14 protein-coding genes are annotated in these 20,649 nt (G+C 69.6%); 3 read left to right on the forward strand and 11 right to left on the reverse strand.

All coding sequences use genetic code 11. From position 1 onward, the window contains the following. Positions 1-5: 5 nt before the first annotated feature. The 6 genes from G4D83_RS21925 to mglB form a co-directional block, all read right to left on the reverse strand. Entirely contained in the window at positions 6-1,457 is a 1,452-nt protein-coding gene (locus G4D83_RS21925; RefSeq protein ID WP_163866751.1) for a tetratricopeptide repeat protein, read from the reverse strand. After that, positions 1,454-4,831: a tetratricopeptide repeat protein gene (locus G4D83_RS21930; protein WP_205522684.1), complete on the reverse strand. Its 3,378-nt coding sequence runs from the start codon at positions 4,829-4,831 to the stop codon at positions 1,454-1,456. The genes G4D83_RS21925 and G4D83_RS21930 overlap by 4 nt, the downstream gene beginning before the upstream one ends. Next, positions 4,831-7,245 (reverse strand): tetratricopeptide repeat protein, encoded by a 2,415-nt coding sequence (locus G4D83_RS21935; protein ID WP_240356492.1) that lies wholly within the window; start codon positions 7,243-7,245, stop codon positions 4,831-4,833. Before G4D83_RS21935 ends, G4D83_RS21930 begins: the two co-directional genes overlap by 1 nt. 16 nt (positions 7,246-7,261) lie before the next feature. Next, positions 7,262-7,996, reverse strand: a complete 735-nt coding sequence (locus G4D83_RS21940; protein ID WP_163866754.1) for a dihydrolipoamide acetyltransferase — start codon at positions 7,994-7,996, stop codon at positions 7,262-7,264. A gap of 115 nt (positions 7,997-8,111) precedes the next feature. Continuing rightward, positions 8,112-8,699, reverse strand: a complete 588-nt coding sequence (gene mglA, locus G4D83_RS21945) for a gliding-motility regulator Ras-like GTPase MglA (RefSeq protein WP_163866755.1) — start codon at positions 8,697-8,699, stop codon at positions 8,112-8,114. Positions 8,700-8,710: 11 nt separating this feature from the next. Then, positions 8,711-9,190 (reverse strand): gliding-motility regulator GTPase-activating protein MglB, encoded by a 480-nt coding sequence (gene mglB / locus G4D83_RS21950; protein WP_163866756.1) that lies wholly within the window; start codon positions 9,188-9,190, stop codon positions 8,711-8,713. A gap of 341 nt (positions 9,191-9,531) precedes the next feature. On the opposite strand from mglB, the gene G4D83_RS21955 reads away from it, so the two are divergent. From G4D83_RS21955 to G4D83_RS21965, 3 genes are all read left to right on the forward strand, one after another. Next, positions 9,532-11,043 carry an MSCRAMM family protein gene (locus G4D83_RS21955; RefSeq protein WP_240356500.1) on the forward strand — a complete coding sequence of 504 codons (1,512 nt, stop codon included), beginning with the start codon at positions 9,532-9,534 and terminating at the stop codon, positions 11,041-11,043. A gap of 240 nt (positions 11,044-11,283) precedes the next feature. Then, complete coding sequence (locus G4D83_RS21960) at positions 11,284-13,266, forward strand: FecR family protein (RefSeq protein WP_163866757.1); 1,983 nt, start codon at positions 11,284-11,286, stop codon at positions 13,264-13,266. Between the two features lie 2 nt (positions 13,267-13,268). Continuing rightward, positions 13,269-15,146, forward strand: coding sequence for a protein kinase domain-containing protein (locus G4D83_RS21965; RefSeq protein ID WP_163866758.1), 1,878 nt, complete (start codon positions 13,269-13,271; stop codon positions 15,144-15,146). A 45-nt stretch (positions 15,147-15,191) separates the two neighbouring features. On the opposite strand, the gene recR is transcribed toward G4D83_RS21965, so the two are convergent. The 5 genes from recR to G4D83_RS21990 form a co-directional block, all read right to left on the reverse strand. Next, on the reverse strand, positions 15,192-15,785 hold the full coding sequence (recR, locus tag G4D83_RS21970; RefSeq protein ID WP_163866759.1) for a recombination mediator RecR: 594 nt from the start codon (positions 15,783-15,785) through the stop codon (positions 15,192-15,194). 6 nt (positions 15,786-15,791) lie between these two features. Next, positions 15,792-16,109 (reverse strand): YbaB/EbfC family nucleoid-associated protein, encoded by a 318-nt coding sequence (locus tag G4D83_RS21975; protein WP_163866760.1) that lies wholly within the window; start codon positions 16,107-16,109, stop codon positions 15,792-15,794. 92 nt (positions 16,110-16,201) lie between these two features. Continuing rightward, a complete protein-coding gene (locus G4D83_RS46305) occupies positions 16,202-17,617 on the reverse strand; it encodes a DNA polymerase III subunit gamma/tau (protein WP_240356493.1) in 1,416 nt (471 codons plus the stop codon). A 163-nt stretch (positions 17,618-17,780) separates the two neighbouring features. Continuing rightward, entirely contained in the window at positions 17,781-18,995 is a 1,215-nt protein-coding gene (dnaX, locus tag G4D83_RS21985) for a DNA polymerase III subunit gamma/tau (protein ID WP_163866761.1), read from the reverse strand. A 55-nt stretch (positions 18,996-19,050) separates the two neighbouring features. Further along, the gene (locus G4D83_RS21990) at positions 19,051-20,589 is read right to left on the reverse strand and encodes a phytoene desaturase family protein (RefSeq protein ID WP_163866762.1); all 1,539 of its coding nucleotides are present in this window, start codon (positions 20,587-20,589) and stop codon (positions 19,051-19,053) included. Positions 20,590-20,649 lie beyond the last annotated feature (60 nt).

A 20,649-nucleotide genomic window follows, 5' to 3' on the forward strand; every position in this document is an offset into this window, starting at 1 on the left:
CGGTCCTAGTTCTTGTCGGTGGCCAGCTTACCCGAGCCGCTCTTCGAGGGCGCGGTGCTGGAAGCAGGCTCGGGCTGGGACACCGGCGCGGGGGGCGGAGTTCCCTCCGAGGGTGCTCCGACGTGCGCGGAAGGTGCTGGGGTGGGGGCGGGCTGCTCCGGCGGGGCGGCCGGAGCGGGCTTCTCGGCGTCCTGCTTCGCTTGTTCGCGCTGGGCCTTCTCCTGCTCGGCGGCTTTGCGGAGCTGGTCCTTGCGCTCGCGCTCCAGCCGTCGCTCCTCGCGCTCGATGCTCTTGCGCGCGTCCTTCGTGTACTGGGGGATGCGCTCGTCGCGACCGCCCTGGGCTTCGTAGCGCTCGAAGTAGGTGATGGCCGTCTTGTACCGCTGGACGGGGTCCACCCCTGGCGGCTCCACGTCGAGGAACAGGATGGCGAGGTTGAAGAACGGATCGGCCTGACCGGGGCGCAGCGCGAGCACCTGCTCGTACTCGGCCTTGGCGCGCTCGAACTCGCCCTGGCCCCTGTAGGCATTGCCCAGGTTGAGGCGCGCGGCGGCGAAGTCGGGAGCGGCGCGCACCGCGGCTTCGAGCTCGGTGACGGCGGCCGGGTAGTCCTGGGCCTCGTTGAGCAGCGCGCCGAAGTTGTTGCGCGCCTCGGCGAAGTCGGGCCGGAGCTTCGCGGCCTCCTTGAACTCCTCCAGCGCCTGCGGGCCCACCTTCAGCGCCAGGTACACCAGCCCCAGGGCGTTGCGCGTGGCCGCATCCCCGGGCGCGATGTCCCGCGCGTTCTCCAGCACCATGCGCGCCAGCTCATGCTTGCCCTCGCGGTAGTACACCTGCGCGAGCACCTGCATGGCGCGCGTGTGCCGCTCTTCGAGCCGCAGGGCCTGCTTCGCCTCTGCTGCCGCGGGCCCCAGCTTCTTCTGCTGGAGCAGCGTGACGGCCAGCGCCGTGCGCAGCGGCACCGAGTCCTGCTTCGCCTCCACCAGCCCGCGCAGCTCCGTCTCCAGCGCCGCCGAGCGGTCCGTGCGTCCATACAGGCGCGCCAGGCAGTCCCACGCGGACTCCTGCTCGGGAGCCACCGCCAGCGCCTGGCGATACGAGCGCTCCGCGTCCTCGTGCTTGCCGAGCCGCTCCTGGACGATGCCCAGGTTCGTCCACGCGTAGTCGAGCTTCGGGTTCTGCGTCACCAGCGCGCGCAGCGCCGTCTCCGCCGCCGTCAGCTCTCCGGCCCGTGCAATCGCCACGGCCTGGTCGAAGTCCTGCGCGGCGCTGCGCGGCGGAGGCTCGACGACGACGGGCGTGGGCTTCGAGTTCGCGTCGACCGGAGCCGGCGTCGCTGCCTCGGGAGCAGGGCGCGTCTCCGGAGCGGAGGCACACGCGGACAGCCACAGCCCCGAGGACAGGAACAGCGCGGTGAGGGTGGAGGCCCCCTGTGTGCGGCGTGGCGCGAAGCTCACGGCTTGGCTCCCCCGGTGATGCGGCTCTCGTCCGTCGACGTGGGGCGAGCAGGGCCGCTCACGCTGCCGATGAGCCCGTCCGGATAGGCGGCGTCGGACGCGAGCGCCTGCTTGGGCTCCTTGAGCACCGGGTACTCCTTGGGACGGAAGCGGTTGAGCGACTCCAGCGTGCGTCGCGTCCACTCGTTGGAGACGCGATTCTTTCGAGCCTCCGCCAGGGCGACGGCGTAGCTCTCCACGGCCGCGTCCTCCAGCTCCGCCGTGTTCTGCGCGAGCAGGTCCTGGTACGTCACCACCGCTTCCTCACCCAGCCGCTTCACGTCGGGCGGCACGGGCGTCTCGATGATGGTGTTGGCGAAGCGCTCCAACGCGTAGCCGGAGCGGTAGGCCGCCGCGAGGGACCACTCGAGCTGCTTGTACGGATAGACGCGCGAGTACGCGTCCTTCACCGTCTTCACCGCCGCGCGCTTCACCGCGAAGCTGCGCACCAGGGCCTTGCCCCAGCCGCCAATCTTCAGCTTGTCGAACGTCCGCAGCTCCGCCTCCGCCAACTGGAAGCGTCCATACGCCGCCGCGTTCGCCGCGAGGGGATGGGTGTCCGGCTTGAGCTTGCGTCGGTCGAACTCGCTCGCCGCCTGCGTATAGGCGCGCTGGGCTTCCTTCTCGTCGCCGAGCTTCTGGTGCGCGTCACCCATGCGCCGGTGCGCGTCCACCACCAGCTCCACCTGGCCGGGCTTGTTGGCGAACTTGCGCACGAACTCCTGGAGCGCGCGGACCTCACCGCGAGGATCGCCCTGCTTCTCCAGCAGGATGGCCGCGCGGTACTGGTTCTTCGGCGCGTCCTCGGCGGCGGGGAACAGCTCCGCGTAGCGCAGGAACGTCGCCGCGGACTCCGCGTAGCGCTGTTGGCCTTCGAGCAGTCGCGCGGTGTTGAAGAGCGCCGCCTCGCGGTCCTTCGACGCGGGATAGTCCTTCACCAGCTTCTGGTAGCTGACCACGGCCTTGTCGAAGTCGTAGGACTTCTCCGCGTTCACCGCCACGCGGAACAGCGCCGCGTCCGCGAGCGGAGAGGAGGGGTACTCGCGATAGATGCGCTCGTAGAGCTTCATCGCGGAGTCGAAGCGCCGGGTGTTCTCGCGCGCGACGGCCGCGTTGTTGAGGGCCTTGTCGGCGAACTCGTGCCGGGGCTCCTCGTCGACGAGCTGGATGTACTTGCGCGCGGCCTCCTCGTGCTTGCCCTCGGCGAGGAGCTGGTCGGCGAGCTTGAAGCGGCCGGCGAGCTTGAACTTCACCAATTGCTTGTGGAGGTCGCTGGACGGGTCGATGACCTGCGTGTTGCTGGCCAGCCTGGCGCTGACCTCCTCCACGCTGCGCCAGTCCTTGTCGATGAGGAACGTCTCAACGGTGAGGTTGGTGGCGTAGCGGGCCACCTCGCTCCGGGGCCACGTCTGGATGATGCGCTCGAAGCGCTTGCGCGCCTCGGGGAAGTCGTCGTGCGCGTAGTACAGCTCCGCGGCCTTGTAGGCGATGCCCGCGGCCTTCGCGTCGCGCGGCAAAAGCGCCACGTACTTGTCGGAGGCGGACACCAGCTTCTGCTCGGTGGGCGCCAGCGGCACGGGCTTCACAGCAGAGCCCTCGGGTCGCTCGGTGGAGCGCAGCGGCTTGAGGTCCTGCGCCTTGCCGGCCTGCATGTCCTGCGCGAGCAACTGCTGCCACGCGAGCACCGCGCTGTGCGCCGCCTCGTCGCGGTGCTTCTCGCTCACGCCGGTGTCACGCACCAGCTCGTAGCTCTTCGCGGCCTCGGCGAACTGGAAGGAGAAGTAGAGGCACTCCGCGTAATAGAAGCGCATCTCGCCCGCGCTCTTGCTGCGCGGGAAGCGCTCCAGGTAGTTGCCGTACGCGCGCGCTGCGGTGGAGAAGCCCGCGCTGGCCTGGTCGAACTTGCCCTCCTTCTTGAACACCAGCGCCTGCTGGTGGTGGAAGGTGGCGCTCGTGTACAGGCTCTTCTCGACGAGCGTGTTGGCTCGCGAGAGCGCGTCCGGGTCCCCCTGGTTCTTCGCGTACCAGGCGGTGCCGGGCTGGTAGAGGCTGGCGAGCCGCTCCGACTCCGTGAAGGACTCCGCGAGCAGCCTGTCCCGCTCATAGGCCAGGGCGATGCGCTGCTGAAGCTCGGGTGCGTCCGGCGCCAGGGGCTCCTTCTGGAGCACGCGCTGATACGCGGCGATGGCGGCCGGGTGGTTCGTCTGGTCGAAGTAGACGTTGCCCAGCCGGCGGTACACGTCCGCCTCGTAGGGCTTGGGGCCGCGCTTCGCGAAGAGGGCCTGGGCGCGAGGCAGTCCGCCCCACGTCTCGTCCGCCAGGGAGATGGCCACGTACTGGAGGGCCTCGTCGCGCAGGTCTCCGCCGGCCTCTGCTTCGCCCTTGGCGACGCGCTGGGCCTCGTAGAAGTCCACCAGCGTGAGGAAGGACTCCACCGCTTCGTCGAACCGGTCCATCCGGTAGTACGTCCAGCCCAGCTTGTAGAGGGCCTTGTCGTAGAGCGGATGCAGCGTGTCGCGGGCGGCGGCCTCGAAGGCCTGCGCGGAGCGGGGCAGCGCCTGCGGGTCCTTGTAGTTGTCGAACCAGTACTCGCCGATGCGGACCCACGCCTCGGTGGCGAAGCGGCTTCGCGGATAGCGGGCGATGAGCTGCTCGTAGGTGCGGAAGCTCTGGTCGACCTCCTCCTGCTCCTCCAGGCAGTAGCCCAGCAGGTACCAGGCACCGTCGTTGAGGCGGTAGGTCGGGTAGTCCTTCAGGAGCCGGCGGTACAGCGCGATGGAGTCCCCGTAGTCCTTCTTCGGCTCCACGGGGAAGGCCGAGTCGGGGTTCTTGTCGTGCGCCTCCAGCCGGTCCCGGTACTCCTTCATCGCGAGCTGGTGCTCGTCCTGCGAGCGCTCGTAGTACAGCTCCGCCAGCCGGAACATCACGTCCGGCGTGTAGCGCGGCTCTTGCGGGTAGCGGCGGAGGAACTCCTCGAAGCGGACGATGGCCTCCATCCGCTCCTTGCGCTCCTGGGCCTCGAAGTCCCGGATGACCTTCTCGTACGAGGACGCGAGCGAGTCGCGCTTCTGCTCGTACTTGCGCTCCATCAGGAGCTGCACCTCGCGGCTGAACTCGCGAGACTCCTCGTCGTACGTGCGCAGGGCGCGGCTGACGTCCTGGAGCAGCGTCTCTTCCTCGGGCGTGCGGCCCAGGCCCGTCAGGTATCTCGCATCCGGTGTGCCCGACGGACTCTCCGCCTGGGCGGGGGAGGCTGCTTGCGCGGCGGGGGCCGGCGCCTGGGCGGCGGCGGGCAGCGAGGCCACGGAGAGCAGCACCGCGAGCATGCGCCGCATCACCGTCCCTCCTCCGACAGCACGTCCCGGAAGTCGGCGTCCAGCGCGCGCAGCGCCTCGGCCTTCTGCGCGGAGACCTTCTGGATGTTCGTCGTCTTGTCCTGCTTCTCGGTGAAGGCCACGTCCACCACGCCCACGTCCGCCTTGAGCACCAGGTCGTAGAACTGACGACGCACGCGACGGATGCTGTCGTAGGCGATGCGGCCCACCAACTGCTTCGCGTTGCCGGACACCGCGGCGACCTCGGCCTCGTAGCGCTCCAGCAGCGACTGCTCGGCCTGCACCTTGGCGCGAATGCGCTGTCCCCGCTGGTCCACCTTGGCCCTCAGGGCGAGTTGCGCCTCCACCACGCGCTTCTTCAGCGCCTCGCCTCGCTCCCGCACCTGATGCGCGTGCGTCAGCACGGCGGTGGGAGTCTGCCGACGCTCCGCCTCGCTGAGCACCTCGTGTTGGGAGCGCAGCGCCGCCGCGTAGCGGCCCCGGATGGCCTGCTCTCCCGCGAGCGAGGCCGCCGCGCTGTTGCGCTCATCGGCGAGCCGGCCCCGCGTCCGGTCCAGCTCCGCCTGGAGGTCGTTCAGCGTCTGGACCTCGCCCTGGAGCTGCACCAGGAACTCGCGCTCCTCGTCGGGCGGCGTCTGGCGGAGCAGTCGCGTGTCATCCACCCACTTGCGCACCGAGGAGGCGATGGCGTGCAGGCCCTGAATCTCCGTGCCCAGCCGGAAGGCGTCTCGGTCCACCGCGTCCACGCGGTACTGCATGCGGCGCAGCCGCTCCTCCATCTCCTTCTGCGTGGTGGGGAGCTTGCCGAAGCGGGCGGCCAGCGCATCGCTCTCGCGGCGCAGCAACTGGAGCCTGTCTTTCTCCTGCGAGGTGAGCGACGGCTCCAGCGTCAGTCCCTCCACTTCCACCAGCGCCGCGTCCACGTGCGTGACGGCCGTCTCCACCGCGTCCGCGCGGGTGAAGCCCGCCTGCAGCTCCGGGAAGGTCTCCAGCTTGCGTGCGTCCAGCGCGCGGAGGATGCGGGCCGCGAGCTCGCGTGCGTCGACCGTGCCCTTCTTCCCGCTGTCAATGTCGCCCACCATCTTCACCGCGCTGCTCACCTCGCGCTCGGTGGAGGCGTACTTCAGGGCCAGGGGCGGCAACAGCGTGCGCACGTCCGGAACGGTGTCCGTGCGCGCCAGGAGCCGCTCGAAGTACGCGACGGGGTCCCGGTTGGCGTTCAGGAGCAGGTCCACCTTCTCGCGCACGGGGCGGAAGGTGCCGATGAGCTCGTCGTACGCGGCGATGGCCTCGTCGTACCGCTTGAGCTTCTGGAGCAGGTGTCCCTGGAGGAGCTTCGCATCGGGCGCGAGCCGCGCGTCGGGAGCGACGAGCAACAGGATGTCGATGGCGTTCTTCGCTTCCTGGTGGTTGCCCTTGCGCACCTGCGTCCACGCGATTTCGTAGAGCGACTCCGGGAAGGACTCGCTGTCCTGCGGCACCTGGCCGTAGCGGTCCAGCGCCTCGTCGAAGCGGCCCGCCTCGTACAAGAGCCTCCCCAGCGACATCAGCGACAGCTCCCGGATGCGCTTCGTGTCCGTGTCCGTCGTCGAGCGGGTGACGGGCTTGCCCGGCGTCGAGACGGGCGCGGCGGTCTGCTCGTTCGACAGCGGGGTGAGGAGTTGCTGGAACTGGAGGATGGAGAGGGGCAGCTCGCCGGACTGCATCGACAGCACCGCCATGTGGTAGCCGGCCTGGAGCTGGTACGGGCCACCCGGAACCTGGGCCAGCGGCGCGAAGGCCGAGCGAGCCCGGGAGATTCGCTCCGAGGCGGGCAGGTCCGTGCGGCGGAAGAGCCACTTCGCCTGGACGTACTGCACGTCGGCCGGGAGCTGACCGCCGTACAACGTGCGCGCCTGCTCGACGTAGGCCTCGACGCCGTCGAAGACGTTCAGCCTTCCGGAGATGGCCAGGAAGCGCGTGAGGGCGTCGCGGTGGCGCGTCGAGGGCGTGGGCTGTGACAACAGCTCGCGCAGGTAGAGCCTCGCGCCGATGTCGTTCTTCTGCTGGTACAGCGCGTCCGCGAGGAAGTAGAGCGCGTCCGCGTAGCGCGGGTGGCCGCGGAAGCCCGGGTCGCTCACCAGGTCATAGAAGAGGACGGAGGCGGCGTTCCAGTCGCCGAGCAGGTACTGAATCTCCGCGTCGGAGTAGCGCCGCGAGCGGGCCTGTTCCTCGTCGGGCTCCGCGCGCTGGCTGTACTGCGTCTCCACGAAGCGCAGGCTCTCCTCGGCGAGCTGGAGCTGCTTCTCCACGGAGGTCAGGCGCTGCTCCAACTCCTGGGGAGTCGGAGGTGGGGGAGGGGGAGGGGGCTCGGCGGCCCAGGCGGAGGCGCCGCCCACGAGGCCAAGCGCGAGGGCGAGAGCGCGAAGCGACACGTTCACCGGCGGGCCCCTACCGCGCTTCAGTGGAGGTGGCGGCAGGAGGGCTTGCGCCCGCTTCGCCGTCGATGCGGGGCGCCGAGTCGCGCGACAGCTCGATGTCGTAGCGCACCGCGGGCCGGTCCTTCATGTCCAGCGTGAGGCCGCCCTGCTCGAAGCCCACCACGCGGACCGAGGACACCTTTCCTGGCTCCGCGTTGAAGGTGTAGCTGGATTGCACCTTGAACTTGTAGCCCTCCAGGTAGCTGAAGACGCCGAAGCCGCCGCCTCGATAGACGAGTCGCACCGCGAGCTGGTGCTGTCCCGGGACGATGCGCCCGTTGAAGACCTCGAACTGCTCGCGCTTGCTCAGCTCTTCGCCCTGGATGTCGACCTGCGTGAAGATGGGCGCGCCGTCCAGCGCGTACGTCACCGACTCCAGGATGAAGGAGCTGCCCATCTCGTTCTTGTGGACGATGAGCGCGCGAGCGCCGGTGGTGACGTCTCCGCCCAGCACCGTCTCCTGCAGCAACAGGAGCCGCGCCTTGGAGCGGTAGATCTTCTCCTTCAAGTCGACGACCTGCTCCTCCAGCGTCTTCACCCGCGCGTTGAAGGCTTCATCCGCGGTGCTGTCTGCCTCGGTGGAGGCCGCCGGAGTGCTCGAGGCAGCGGCGGGCGCCGAGGGACGCGACTCCTGCGCGAGCGCCGCCCCACAGAGGGTGGCGCTCACGAGCGCGAGGAGGCGAAGGGTGGCGGATGCGACACGCACTGTGCGACCTCAGGAGGCGGACGGCCCGGCCCGTCGGCAGCAGGTTGTAACACCCTTGACCGCGGGGCGTCTTCTCACCCGCGGTACGGGAGTTGACTGCCCGGCTGCTCCCGGCTCAGCCGCCCTTCTTGAGCTCCGTGAGCACCAGCTTCGCCACGGCCTTGAGCGTGTCGAACACGCCCACGCCCGTCGGCGCCACGGCCTGGTACTCGGGGATGTTGCGCGCGTTGATGGCCTTGCGCATCTCCTCCATCGACACCGCGTTGGGCAGGTCCCGCTTGTTGTACTGGAGGACGTAGGGAATCTTGTTCAGGTCGTAGCCCTGCTCGGCCAGGTTGATGCGCAGGTTCTCGAGCGACTCCATGTTCGCCTCCATGCGCTCGATCTGACTGTCGGCCACGAACACGACGCCGTCCACGCCCTTGAGGATGAGCTTGCGGCTGGCGTCGTAGAACACCTGGCCGGGCACCGTGTAGAGGTGGAAGCGCGTCTTGAAACCGCGAATCTCACCGAGCGACAGCGGCAGGAAGTCGAAGAAGAGCGTGCGGTCCGTCTCGGTGGAGAGGGAGATGAGCTTGCCCTTCGTCTCGGCCGCCGTCTTGTTGTAGATGTACTGGAGGTTGGTCGTCTTCCCGCAGAGACCCGGCCCGTAATAGACAATCTTGCAGTTGATTTCGCGGGATGAGTAGTTGATGAAGGACATGGCTTCCCGGGTTACTCGCTGAAGAGGTTGTCGATATCGTCGTCGGAGATCTCGGCGAACGGCGACCCGGCACCCGGGGCGTCCGTCTTCTTCACCAGACTCTCGAAGATCTTCGTGAGCTCGTCGCTGGCCTTCTTGATGCGAAGGCGGACGAGGCCGAGGCTGGTGCGGTTGTCGAAGATGACGACCAGCACGACCCGGCTGCCGACGATGGTCATGTAGAGCGAGTCCTTCGCCCCCTCATGGAACTGGTTGGGGAACTCGTTCTCACCGATCAGCTTGGCGAGTCCGCCCATCGCCGCCACGTTGCCGGCCGTCAGCGAGGCCAGGGACGTGGTGTCGATGTTCTGCGTCTGCCCGGCCGAGGAGATGAGTTGCCCGTTCTTGTCGACGAGGAACACCACCTTCGCGTTCGCGTCCTTGGTGAGCCGGTCGCAAACGGCGTTGATCTTGGTGAACTCCTCTTCGTACATCACCAGTTGCGTGCCCATGGGCGTATGCGCTCCTCAGCGTTCGCTCGCCCGCCTCACGGCAACACCCCGATTGTTTCTGGAGTGAATCCCGGAGGTTAGACGAGGCGCTACCGACGGTGAGGATGCTTAGCAAAGCCCCTCCACTCCAGCAAGAAGCCATCCGCGCGTCGGGGTGAGAACACGCCCGCGCCCCAGCCCCCGCCACCCAGGGGGTTGCCGTCAAGCACCTTGGAGGGCTTTCTGGAGGCCCGGTGGGGGCTGGTTTGGGAGTGCTCGCGGCTTTCTCTATACTCCGCCGGGCTTTGACGCCCCCACGCCCCCTTGCTCCCATCCTGGCGCGTCTGGCGCCCTTGCTGTTGGTGCTGGTCGGCTCCCCGTCCGCCCGGGCGGAGGAGGTGCGCGAGCGTGCCTCGCTGCGCCTGCGCTATGGCGTGGCCCTCCGGAACGGCGCCCAGGCGGATGTAGGGCCTGGGCTTACGTATGACGGCTTCACTCCGAATGATCTGGCGGCGGTGGGCTCGGTCTGGGCGGGCTCGTGGCTTGGCGGGTGGGCGGCGGTGCAGCGGGAGGGGTTTGATCTCAAGGAGGGCTCGTCGCGGATCACCGGCGGCAGCCTGCTGCGTGCGTCGGTGGGGCCCAAGGTGCGCACCTGGCTGGGGCCGCTGCGGGCGGAGGTGGGGGCGGGCTACGGCTTCGCGCAGCTTCCGCACTTCGGCGTGTCCTCGGAGCCGGTGCTGTCGCGCGGGGTGCGGCACGCGGCGTTGGTGACGGGGAGCCTGCGGCTGCCGCTATTCACCCGGTTGGAGGTGGAGGCGCGGGGAGAAGTGCCGGTGTCGCTGGCGGTGCGCGACTCGGCGGGGACGAAGGCGGAGGCGAAGGGCTTCGCCGCGGGGGGCGCGTTGTTGTTCCCGCTGACGGGGACGCAGCGCTGGTCCGGCACGTTGCTCGTGGACTTCCAGCACGTGCAGGACACGGTGACGCTCGCGGATGGGACGCGGTCCGAGCAGCGGATGCGCCGGGTGGGCGCCGCGCTGGAGCTGGCCTGGAATGACGCGCCCGAGGCGCGGGCCCCGGAGCTGGCGCCGCTTCCTGTGCGGGCGACGGCGGGAGGGCTGTCGCTCCAGGTGCTGGACGCTGAGTCGGGGGCACCGCTGTCGGGAGCGCGGGTGGTGCTGGTGTCGGAAGGCGTGGAGGGCGCGCCGCTCGATGCCGATGCGCGGGGCACGCTGGAGAACGTGGAGGTGCCCCCGGGTGACGTCGTGGCGCGGGTGAGCGCGGAGGGCTACGAGCCCGCGGAGGGTCGAGTCACCGTGGAGGAGGGGGGGCGCGTGGCGCTGGCGGTGCGCGCGCGCAAGCTGCCTCCGGCCACGGGGGGCCTCAAGATGACGGTGGTGAGCGCGGGCAATGGGGTGCCGTTGCCGGGTGTGCGGCTGACGGTGGGGGCCGTGGAGGTGCGCACGGACCTGAAGGGCGAGGCGTGGGTGAAGGCGCTGCCGCCGGGGCCGGTGGCCGTGGTGGCGAAGTCGCAGGGCTATCGCGTGGCGGAAGAGGCGGCTGTCATCGTCGCGGGGCAGGAGACGAAGCTGTCCGTGCCGCTCGCCTCGGAGCGCAAGGGCGAGCCGGCGACGCTCACCGGTCAGGTGCGCAGTGCCCGGGGCGGAAGGCCCGTCGCGGCGACGCTGCTCATTCCCCAGGCGAAGGTGAAGGCTCGCACGGATGCCAAGGGCGCGTTCACCTTCAAGGTGAAGGGTGGCACCTACCGCATCACCATCTCCGCGCGCGGCTACCTGTCGCAGACCAAGCTCGTCACCTTGAAGGATGGAGAGCAGGCCATCTTCAACGTCGACCTCTTCCCGAGGCAGCGGCGGTGAGCGACACGTGCACCCTCGCTCGTGGTCCTGCTGGTGGATGGCACGCGGGCCCGCTCCGACGTAGATGCCTTCCCGAGGCAGCGGCGGTGAGCGACACGTGCACCCTCGCTCGCGGTCCTGCTGGTGGATGGCGTGCGAGCCCGCTCCGACGTAGATGCCTTCCCAAGGCAGCGGCGGTGAGCGACGTGTCTCCCTGGTCGCGGGCCCTGTTCAACGTCGTTTCGTTCCGAGGCACCCACGGTGAGTAACGCGCGTCCCTGTCTCCTGGCCCTCCTGCTCGTCGTCGCGGCCTGCGACGAGGAGGCGGTGGCACCACCCTCTGTCCCCGTCGCGGAGACTCCGGCCGTGGTCGACGCTGGGCCCGCGGTGGAGCTGGCCCGCCTGGAGGGGCTGTCCGGCGAGGTGCTGGTGGAGCGCGGCGGCAAGAAGGTCCCCGCGCGGGAAGGACCGCTGTACTCGGGCGATGCGCTGGAGACGGGCGCGACGGGCGCGGCGACGATGCGCTTCGCGGACGGTCACTCAGTGGAAGTGGGCGCCGATGCGCGCGTCGGCCTGGGTGAAGAGGCGGGGAGCGTGGCGCTGACGGTGGAGCGCGGCATCGTGCTGTCGCGTGTCCCCGCTCGGCCCGCCGGGACTCCCCCGAGCGGCAAGAAGGTGGCGCTGACCCTGCTGACGCCCTTCGGTCTCACGCGCGTGGGCTCCGAGCCCAGCGAGGTGAGCGTGCAGGTGACGAAGGACTCTGGCCGCGTGGAGGTGAAGCTGGGCGCCATCGAGTTCGTGTCCAAGGACGGCAAGCAACTGCGCGCGTCGGAGGGCGACTCGGTCGAGGTGTCGGCGGGGCGGGCGGAGCTGCTGCTGCGCGGCTCGCGATTGGTGGAACTCGCGCCCATCGAGGTGACGGTGCGAGTGGGCTCGGGCCGAGCGGAGCTGCGCGGCAAGGACTCCAAGCGATGGCGTCCGCTGCGCGCCGGGGGCGACGTGCTGGCGCCGGGAGATGGCGTGCGCACTCGCGGCAATGGCACCGCGGAGTTGATGTTGAAGGGGTCGACCTCTCAGTTGTCGCTCGGTCCGTCAGCGGAGATGGTGCTGGAGGGCGCGGGGCAGGGGGGCACCCGGGACGAGGCCCGCATGGACCTGCGCCAGGGTGGACTCGGCGTCCAGCTCGCGCAGGGACGCGAGAGCCGCGTGGTGCTGCCCGGACTCACGTTGGAGGGTGACGGCGCGTCGCGCCTCGCGGTGCGGCGCACCTCGACGGGCTATCTCGTCGATGCGCATACGGGACGCGTGACGCTGGTGCGCGGGGACGTGCGCCAGCCGCTGCGGGCCGGCGAGCGGGCGATGGTGACGGGCGACTCGGGCCAGGCGCGCATCGAGGCGCTCGGGCCAGCGCCGCTGTTGCTCGGCGCGGGCGACGGCGTGGAGGTCTACCACCAGGGGCTGCGCGAGGTGGCCTTCGGCTGGGAGAAGGAGGGCGAGGTGACGGTGGAGGTGGCCTCGGACGCGGCCTTCACTCGGCCCCTGCTGTCCGGCACGGTGTTCCAGTCCTTCGTCAACGTGCCAGCCCCCCCGCGCGGCACGCTGTACTGGCGGGTGCGCGGCAAGGACGGCCAGGAACTCGTGAAGGGCAATGCGATGTTCGGTCCCGAGCGGCTCGGCGGAGACCTGGACCGCGTGCGCAACGTGGTGCCCGAGGGACTGGAGAAGACGACCATCTTCTACCAGGACAAGCCGCCGTCGGTGACGTTCACCTATGCGGAGGAGGCCTCCGCGGCGCGGTACAAGGTGGCGGTGTACCGGGCGGGTGCGCTGGAGAAGCCGGTGGCCGAGCGCACCGTGACGGAGGCCCGCGCGGCGCTGGACGCGGGCGCGCTGGGAGAGGGCAGCTACCTCTGGTCCGTCACGCCGCTGTCGGCGACGGGCGAGCAACTGAAGGGGGGACGCATGAACAAGCTCGAGCTGGTGTACGACAACTCAGTACCGATGCTGCTGGTGTCGCAGCCGCGCAATGGCCAGAAGGCCGCGGAGAAGGTCCGGGCCTCGGGCGTGGCGCCCGTGAATGCGCGCGTGTCCATCAATGGACGTCCTGTCTCCCTGGACGGCAAGCACCGGTTCGATACCTGGGTGGAGCCAGTGGGCGCGCCCCCGGTGCTGGTGTTTAAGATGACCCGTCCTGGTGCCCCGGATGTCCATACGGTCCGCACCCTTCGACAGCGAGGGCCCTGAGGATGTCACCCCCCCAGACGACACATCCCGGCTCCGAGGAAGTCCCGCCGCCGTTGTTGCGCCCGTATGGGCCATACGTGCTGGTGCGGAAGCTGGCCGAGGGCGGCATGGCCGAGATTTTCCTCGCCAAGCTGCTGGGCGCGGACGGCTTCGAGCGCAACGTCGTCATCAAGCGGATGCTGCCGCACCTGTCGAGCATCCCCGACTTCGTGGAGATGTTCCGGGACGAGGCGCGGCTGGCGGCGAAGCTGGCGCACCCCAACATCGTCCAGATTCAGGAGCTGGGCTTCACGGAGGGCTGCTACTACATCTGCATGGAGTACCTCGCGGGCGAGGACTTCTCCACGACGCTGCGGCTGGCCGGGCGTCGGCGGCAGTACCTGCCGTTCCCGATTGTGCTGCGGGTGCTCATCGATTCGGCGCGCGGGCTGCACTACGCGCACGAGTTCGCCAATGAGATGGGGCAGCCGCAGAACGTGGTCCACCGCGACGTCTCTCCGTCGAACCTGTACCTGACGTACCAGGGGCAGGTGAAGGTGCTGGACTTCGGCATCGCCAAGGCCGAGTCGAGGCTCGCCAACACGCGCACCGGCGTCGTGAAGGGCAAGTACATGTACATGGCGCCGGAGCAGGCGAAGGGCGGAGAGGTGGACCGCCGCGCGGACATCTTCGCGCTCGGCGTCAGCCTCTTCGAGGCGCTCACGCACGTGCGGCCCTTCTCGCGGGAGAACGACCTCGCGGTGCTCAACGCGCTGCTGCACAACGAGTTCAAGCGCCCGCGCGAACTGCGGCCCGACCTGCCCCTCGAACTGGAGGCCATCGTCCTCAAGGCGATGGCGCCGTTCCCGGAAGACCGTCACCCCACGGCGGAGGCCTTCGCCGAGGACCTGGAGGCCTTCCTCGGCGCGCACCTGAGCTCCGCGGGCACGCCGCAGCTTGGCGCCTTCCTGCGCTCGCATTTCGGCGACGAGCGCTTCACCGAGCGCACCCGCATCCCGACGCTGGCCTCGCTCTCCGCGGCCCTCGGTGTCGTCACCCAGGCGACCGGGTTGATGGAGACGGGGACGAACGTGGTGGGCGCTCCGGCCTCCGTGGGCGGGAGCACCGACGTCGCCACCTCGCGCGGCTGGGGCGCCCGCTCTCCCGCGTCGTCCTCGGGGCTGGTGCCCGCGGCGACGAAGACGCCGGCTACCGAGAACTCCGTTCCGCCCGTCGAGGCGCCGCGTTCGCGAGGGTGGAGGCCGCTCGTCGTCGGCCTCGCGGGGGGCCTGCTGCTCGCGAGCGTGGGGCTCGTGGGTTACCGGCAGTTCGTCGCGCCCGCGTCGGGAGGCGAGGTGGTGGTTCCTGCTCCCGTGGTTCCCCTGGCGAATGACATGGGGCAGACGGTCCAGGAGCCTGCCCCCGTGCCCGCGCCTCCCGCGCCGGTGGCCGCCCCGTCGGGCGTTGGCTCGACAGAGCAGGCAGCCGGTGTTGCTCCCGAGGGCGACAAGCCCGAGACGGTAGGGGCGCAGGCGGCGCTTCCGAGCACCGTGGGACAGGATGATGAAGAGGTGGCCGAGAAGGTGCTGAAGGCGCCGCCGGCCAAGAAGCGCGTGACGCTGGGCGTGGGGGACATCACCCGCGTGGTGGAGAAGGGGCGCACGCGCATCACCGCGTGCTTCGAGAAGAACCGCGCGGACCTGCCGTCCACCGAGGGGCAGGTGCAGGTGGAGTTCTCCATCGCCTCGTCGGGTGCCGTGCGCGCGGGCGTGCGAGGACCTCTGGCGGAGACGGCGGTGGGCCGCTGCCTCCAGTCCCAGGCGCAGCGGCTGCGCTTCCCCGCGCATCGCGACGAAGAGGTGAACGTGCTGGTGCCGTTCGCCTGGCGACTGACGCGGTAGCGGTGGGAAGAAGCGCGGCGCCGGAGTGTGGCGCCGCGTCGTGGCTCAGAGGTCGCGGCGGGCGGACAGCGCCTTCGCCAGCGTGGCCTGGTCGGCGAACTCCAAGTCGCCACCCATGGGCAGGCCCTGGGCGATGCGGGTGACGCGCAGGCCCATGGGCTTGAGCAGGCGCGTCAGGTACAGCGCGGTGGCCTCGCCCTCGACGTCCGGGTTGGTGGCGAGGATGAGCTCCTCCACCTGGCTGTCGTTGAGGCGCCCCAGCAACTCCTTGATGCGGAGCTGCTCGGGGCCGATGCCTTCCAGCGGAGACAGCACGCCGTGCAGGACGTGGTAGCGACCCTTGAACTCCCGGGTGCGCTCCAGCGCCATCAGGTCCGCGAAGGTCTCCACGACGCACAGCACGCGGTCGTCACGGCGGTGGTCGCGGCAGAAGCCGCAGGTCTCCGCGTCGGTGAGGGAGAAACAGCGCGCGCACAGGTGCACCTTCTCCTTCACCTCGCGGATGGCCTGCGACAGCTCCGCGGCGTACTCACCGGGAGCGCGCAGGATGTGGAACGCGAGGCGCTGGGCTGTCTTCTCGCCAATGCCCGGCAGCTTCGCGAGCTGGGCGACGAGGCGGTTCAGCGGATCGGGCGTCATCCGGTATCAGGTAACGCCGGGGATCTTGATGCCGCCGGAGATTTTGGCCAGCTCGCTCTGCATGTGCTGGCGGCTGCTCGCCAGGGCGGCATTCACCGCGGCGGTGATGAGGTCCTCGAGCATCGACGTGTCGTTCGGGTCGATGGCTTCCTTGTCGATCTTGATGCTGCGGATCTCCTGGATGCCGTTGGCCACGACAGTGACGCGGCCATCGCCGGCCTTGGCCTCGACGGTCTCATCGGCCAGCTTCTGCTTCCGCTCTTCAATCTTCTCCGTCAGCTTGTTCGCCTGCCGGATGAAGTAGTTCAGGTCGACGCCAGGCATGTGCTTCCTCGGTACTCGGGGGAGCGGCACCCTTCATGGGTCCGCTCGGGCGTGGAGTGTGGCGCGCACCCTACCGTTGCGCGGGGACAAAGTCAGGCGCTGTCGTCGGGAGCTTCGATTGGAGCGTCGGCGGGCGAGGCGGCGGAGGGGCGCTCGGGCTCGTAGATCTGGATGTGCTCGATTTCTCCACCCAGTCGGAGGAGCACGGCGCGGACCGCGGAGTGGTTGCGCACCTTGCTCTCGGTGTTCTTCTCGTGGGTGGCCCGGCTCTGCGCATCCCGCTCGGCGATGCTGAGCGAGGCCCGTGTGTCGTCGGCGGACACGTCCTGGAAGGACAGCTTCACCGCCCGGCCGAAGTGCTCGGCGAGGAGCTTGTCGATGACGGCCTTGCCCGCGGCGGCGGTGACCGTCATGCGGTGAAGGCCCGCGGAGGGCAGGAAGCCGAGGATGATTTCCCCGGCCTTCATCGACAGGAGCCGTCCGTTGGCGAGCGCGGTGCCATGGCGAAGGGAGTTCGCCTTCACGCTCTCCACCGCGGCGCGCCATCGCTCAATCAGCGGGAGGTTCGGGTTGTCGCGGCTTCGGGCGGCCGCCGGTGCGGGCGCGGCGGCCATGATGGGAGACGGCTCGGGCTCGGGTTCGGCGGCGGAGGCCTCGGACTCGGGCTCGGGGATGCAGTCGCCAGAGGCACAGCCGCCCGGGGAGGCTTCCTCCGGGTAGAAGCGCGAGTCTTCGTCGTCGACGGCAACGGACTCAACAGGGGCCGGTGGGGCCTCCGGCTTGCGGACGTTGACGACGCGGACGTTGGGCGCGGGCTCGGTGGTGCGCGAGAGCGGAGTGGCTCCGGCATGAGGTCCGGGCGAGGCCACGGGCGCGGAGGGTGCGGGCCCCATGGGGGCCGGCGGGGTGGAGCCCTGGCGCAGGAAGGACAGGGGGCGCGCGGCGGAGGGAGGCAGGCCGTCCAGGACGGGGCCCGAGGGCAGGGGAGGCTCGACCGCGAAGCCGCCGGGGCGAGGAGGGGCTTCCGTACTGGCCTGCCCGCCCGCGGCATTGCGCAGGAAGGACAGGGGACGGGCGGCGGAGGGCGGCAGTCCGGCCATCACCGGGCCGGTGGCGGCGACAGGGGGGGCGACGGGCGGGGACGGAGGCGGGCTCCAGGCACCCGAGGGCCCGGAGTCCGACGCGCCGCCCGAGTGCTGAGGCAGCTCGATGTCATCCGGAGGCTCGGCCACGTAGTCTGACTCGTCGTAGCGCGAGGCTCCGAAATCACGCGGCGCCGCCTGGACGGTCGGTGCCTGCGAGCCCTGCGTGGACTCGGTGTCGCGCGAAGCTCCGAAATCACGCGGCGCCGCCTGGACGGTCGGTGCCTGCGAGCCTTGGGCGGACTCGACGTAGCGCGCAGTGGTTGCATCGCTCGAAGCGCCCTGTGTGGACTCGGCGTTGCGCGTAGCTTCGAAGCCGCGAGGTGCTCCCTGCATGGACTCGGCGACGCGCGGTGCCGCACCCATCCGAGCGTCGTCGGTGGGTCGAGGCTCGGACGCACTTCCAGCGGGCGCGGGGGACGCCGAGGGCGCACGCGCTATCGACGCAGCGGAATCAGAGGTCGCACCGTGCGCCTCCCGGGCGGGAGGCGTCGGAGCAGGAACTTCCGGACGAGGAGCCGGTCGAGGCTCAGGCGCGAAAGTTCGTGGAGCTGGAGCGACCTCCTGGCGCTCCAGCATTGGTCTTGTTGGCACCCTCGCCCTGCGGCAGTCCGGCCGCGAGCCGATCCACCCGCGCCAGCAGCTCCGGAATGGAACCACCGGGCGACAACTGGATGGCCTTCAGCAGCGCCATCTCCAGCGCGAGCCTCGGCTGCGCCGCGCGAGACACGTCCCACACACTGCCGTGCACGATGTCGAACAGGCGGGTGAGCTGCGCGCTCTCCGCTTCCTTCGCCAGCGCGATGAGCGCCTTCTGCTCGGACTCGGCCAACTCGGCGGGCGCCTCGCCCAGCGTCTTCGTGACGAAGAGGTGGCGTAACTGGAGCGCCAGCTCCTCCGCGAGCCGCTTCAAGTCGAGCCCGCGGTTGAAGACCTCCTCCACGCGCTCGAGGATGCGCTTGGCGTCCTTGCGCACCAGCGCCTCGGCGAAGTCCTGCACCATCGTCCGGTCGATGGCGCCCAGGGCCTCGGCGACTTCTTCATCCGTGGGATTCGCGCCGCACGAAGCGAGCACCTGGTCCAGGAGGCTCAGCGCGTCGCGCATGCCACCCTCGGACTGGCGCACGACGAGCGACAGGGAGCGGTCCGAAATACCCGCGCCCTCCGCCTTGCAGATCTCCTGAAGTCGCTGGAGCATCCGCGCCGCGGAGATGCGGCGGAAGTTGTGGCGCTGGCAGCGCGAGAGAATCGTGTCCGGGAGCTTGTGCGCCTCCGTCGTCGCGAAGATGAACTTCACGTGACCGGGCGGCTCCTCCAGCGTCTTGAGCAGCGCGTTGAACGCCGCTCCGGACAGCATGTGGACCTCGTCGATGATGTAGATCTTGTGCCTGTCCCGCTGCGGCAGGTACTTCGCGTTCTCGCGAATCTCGCGGACGTTCTCCACGCCGTTGTTGGACGCACCGTCGATCTCCGCCACGTCCACGCTGGTGCCGTTGGCGATTTCGATGCACGCCCGGCACTCGCCGCACGGAGTCGCCGTGGGGCCCTTGTCACAGTTGAGGGCCTTGGCGAGCAGTCGAGCGGCCGTCGTCTTGCCGACACCACGAGGGCCACAGAACAGGTACGCATGAGCGACCCGGTCCATCTTGATGGCGTTCGCGATGGTCCGGACGACGTGCTCCTGTCCGGTCATGTCATCGAACTTCTGCGGGCGCCATTTACGCGCGAGGACGAGGTAGCTCATGGGGGTCTTCATCTAAACACGACGGCGACGGGGATCCATCTCCAGGCGCTCGGACTCAGCGTCCCAGGGCCTTGAGCACCACGCCCGCCGCGTTGTGGCCCGCCGCGCCGATGACGCTGCCGGCGGGGTGGCAGCCCGCGCTGCAGAAATAGAGCCCCTGCACCGGCGTCTCGTAGGGCAACCGGTCGGTGAAGCCCCGCTTGTTGTCCACATGATGGATGTGGCCGCCCGTGATTCCGAAGTGGCTCTCGATTTTCGGGGGTGTGAGGGCGAAGTACTCCTGCACCTTGTCACTGGTGCCCGGGGCGAAGCGGTCGCAGATGGACAGGAGGTGCTGCACGTACTTCGACTCCTCCTTCTCCCACGTGGTGCCCTCCAGCTTGTAGGGCACCCACTCCACGAAGAGGGCGGAGTTGTGGTGTCCCTCGGCGTCGCGCAGCGTGGGGTCCACCGTGGTGTGGATGTACCACTCGATGGAAGGGAACTCCGACAGCTTGCCCGCCTGCGTCTCGCGGTACGAGCGCTCCAGAGCGCCGAGCACGTCGTCCTCCTGGGGCAGCAGGTGGATGGTGGGGCCGAACTGGCCCCGGTCCTCGGGCAGGCAGGTGAAGGTGGGCAGCTCCTTCAGGCACAGGTTCACCTTGAGCGTGGTGCCCGGCACCGCCATCGCGTTCACCTTCGCGCGGTAGTCCGCGGGCAGTGCCGCCGAGTCCACCAGCTTCAACGTGCGGAACGGGTCGCCGTTGGAGATGACGACGTTGGCGCTCAGCTCCTCGCCATTCTCCAGCACCACGCCCTTCACCACGCCCGCGTCCACGCGGACCGACGTCACCTTCGCGCCGGTGCGGATGACGGCGCCGTACTTGCGCGCGACGTTGGCGATGGACTGGGTGACGGTGCCCATGCCACCGGCGACAATCATCCACGTGCCGCCGCTGCCTGGCAGCCGGCACATGTTGTGGACGAGCAGGTTCATGCCCGTCCCCTGCGTGTCATAGCCGCCGTCCAGTCCAGAGAACGCGTCGGTCACCGCGTACATGGCCTTCACGAAGTCGGACTTGAATCGGAAGCGCTCCAGGTACTGGCGCGCCGAGCCCTGACACAGCTGGATGAAGTTCCGCCGCAGCGCGGGCCGGATGTAGCGCTCGGCGGTCTCCTCGATGGAGAGCGGGGGCAGGAGCCACGACGGGGCCAGGTCATCGCGCAGCGCGCCCAGCTCCGCGTTCATCGCCTGGTTGGCCTCCCAGTCCTCCTGGGAGAAGAACTCCAGGAACTGGCGCTTCAGCTCGCGCTCGTCCGAGCCGAACAGCAGATAGCGCTTGCCCGTGGTGGGCAGGAAGTAGTGCGGGTCCCTCCGCTTGAGGGGCAGGTCCAGCTCCAGTTCGCGCAGCAGCTCCGGCGGCATCAAGCCCAGGAGGTACGCGCCCGTGGACACGCCGAGCCCCGGCGCGCTCTTGAACGGATATTCGGTGCGGCACGCTCCGCCGATGACGTCCTTGTCCTCCAAGACGGTGACCGACAGGCCCCGACGCGCGAGCATCGCCGCTGTCACGAGCCCGTTGTGTCCCGCTCCCACCACGATGACGTCCGGCATGTGTCTTCCTCCTCAAGGAACCGCGTTCCTACCCGAGCGAGGGCCTGCCGGACAAACGTC

The sequence above is a fragment of the Myxococcus eversor genome, from assembly GCF_010894455.1.
Lineage (GTDB): Bacteria > Myxococcota > Myxococcia > Myxococcales > Myxococcaceae > Myxococcus > Myxococcus eversor.

What these genes read in the sequence shown, in the direction of transcription:
- G4D83_RS21930 (WP_205522684.1), bottom strand. Translation starts at nt 4,831, where the DNA reads ATGCGGCGCATGCTCGCGGTGCTGCTCTCCGTGGCCTCGCTGCCCGCC.
- mglA (WP_163866755.1), bottom strand. Translation starts at nt 8,699, where the DNA reads ATGTCCTTCATCAACTACTCATCCCGCGAAATCAACTGCAAGATTGTC.
- mglB (WP_163866756.1), bottom strand. Translation starts at nt 9,190, where the DNA reads ATGGGCACGCAACTGGTGATGTACGAAGAGGAGTTCACCAAGATCAAC.
- G4D83_RS21965 (WP_163866758.1), top strand. Translation starts at nt 13,269, where the DNA reads ATGTCACCCCCCCAGACGACACATCCCGGCTCCGAGGAAGTCCCGCCG.
- recR (WP_163866759.1), bottom strand. Translation starts at nt 15,785, where the DNA reads ATGACGCCCGATCCGCTGAACCGCCTCGTCGCCCAGCTCGCGAAGCTG.
- G4D83_RS21975 (WP_163866760.1), bottom strand. Translation starts at nt 16,109, where the DNA reads ATGCCTGGCGTCGACCTGAACTACTTCATCCGGCAGGCGAACAAGCTG.
- G4D83_RS46305 (WP_240356493.1), bottom strand. Translation starts at nt 17,617, where the DNA reads ATGGGTGCGGCACCGCGCGTCGCCGAGTCCATGCAGGGAGCACCTCGC.
- dnaX (WP_163866761.1), bottom strand. Translation starts at nt 18,995, where the DNA reads ATGAGCTACCTCGTCCTCGCGCGTAAATGGCGCCCGCAGAAGTTCGAT.
- G4D83_RS21990 (WP_163866762.1), bottom strand. Translation starts at nt 20,589, where the DNA reads ATGCCGGACGTCATCGTGGTGGGAGCGGGACACAACGGGCTCGTGACA.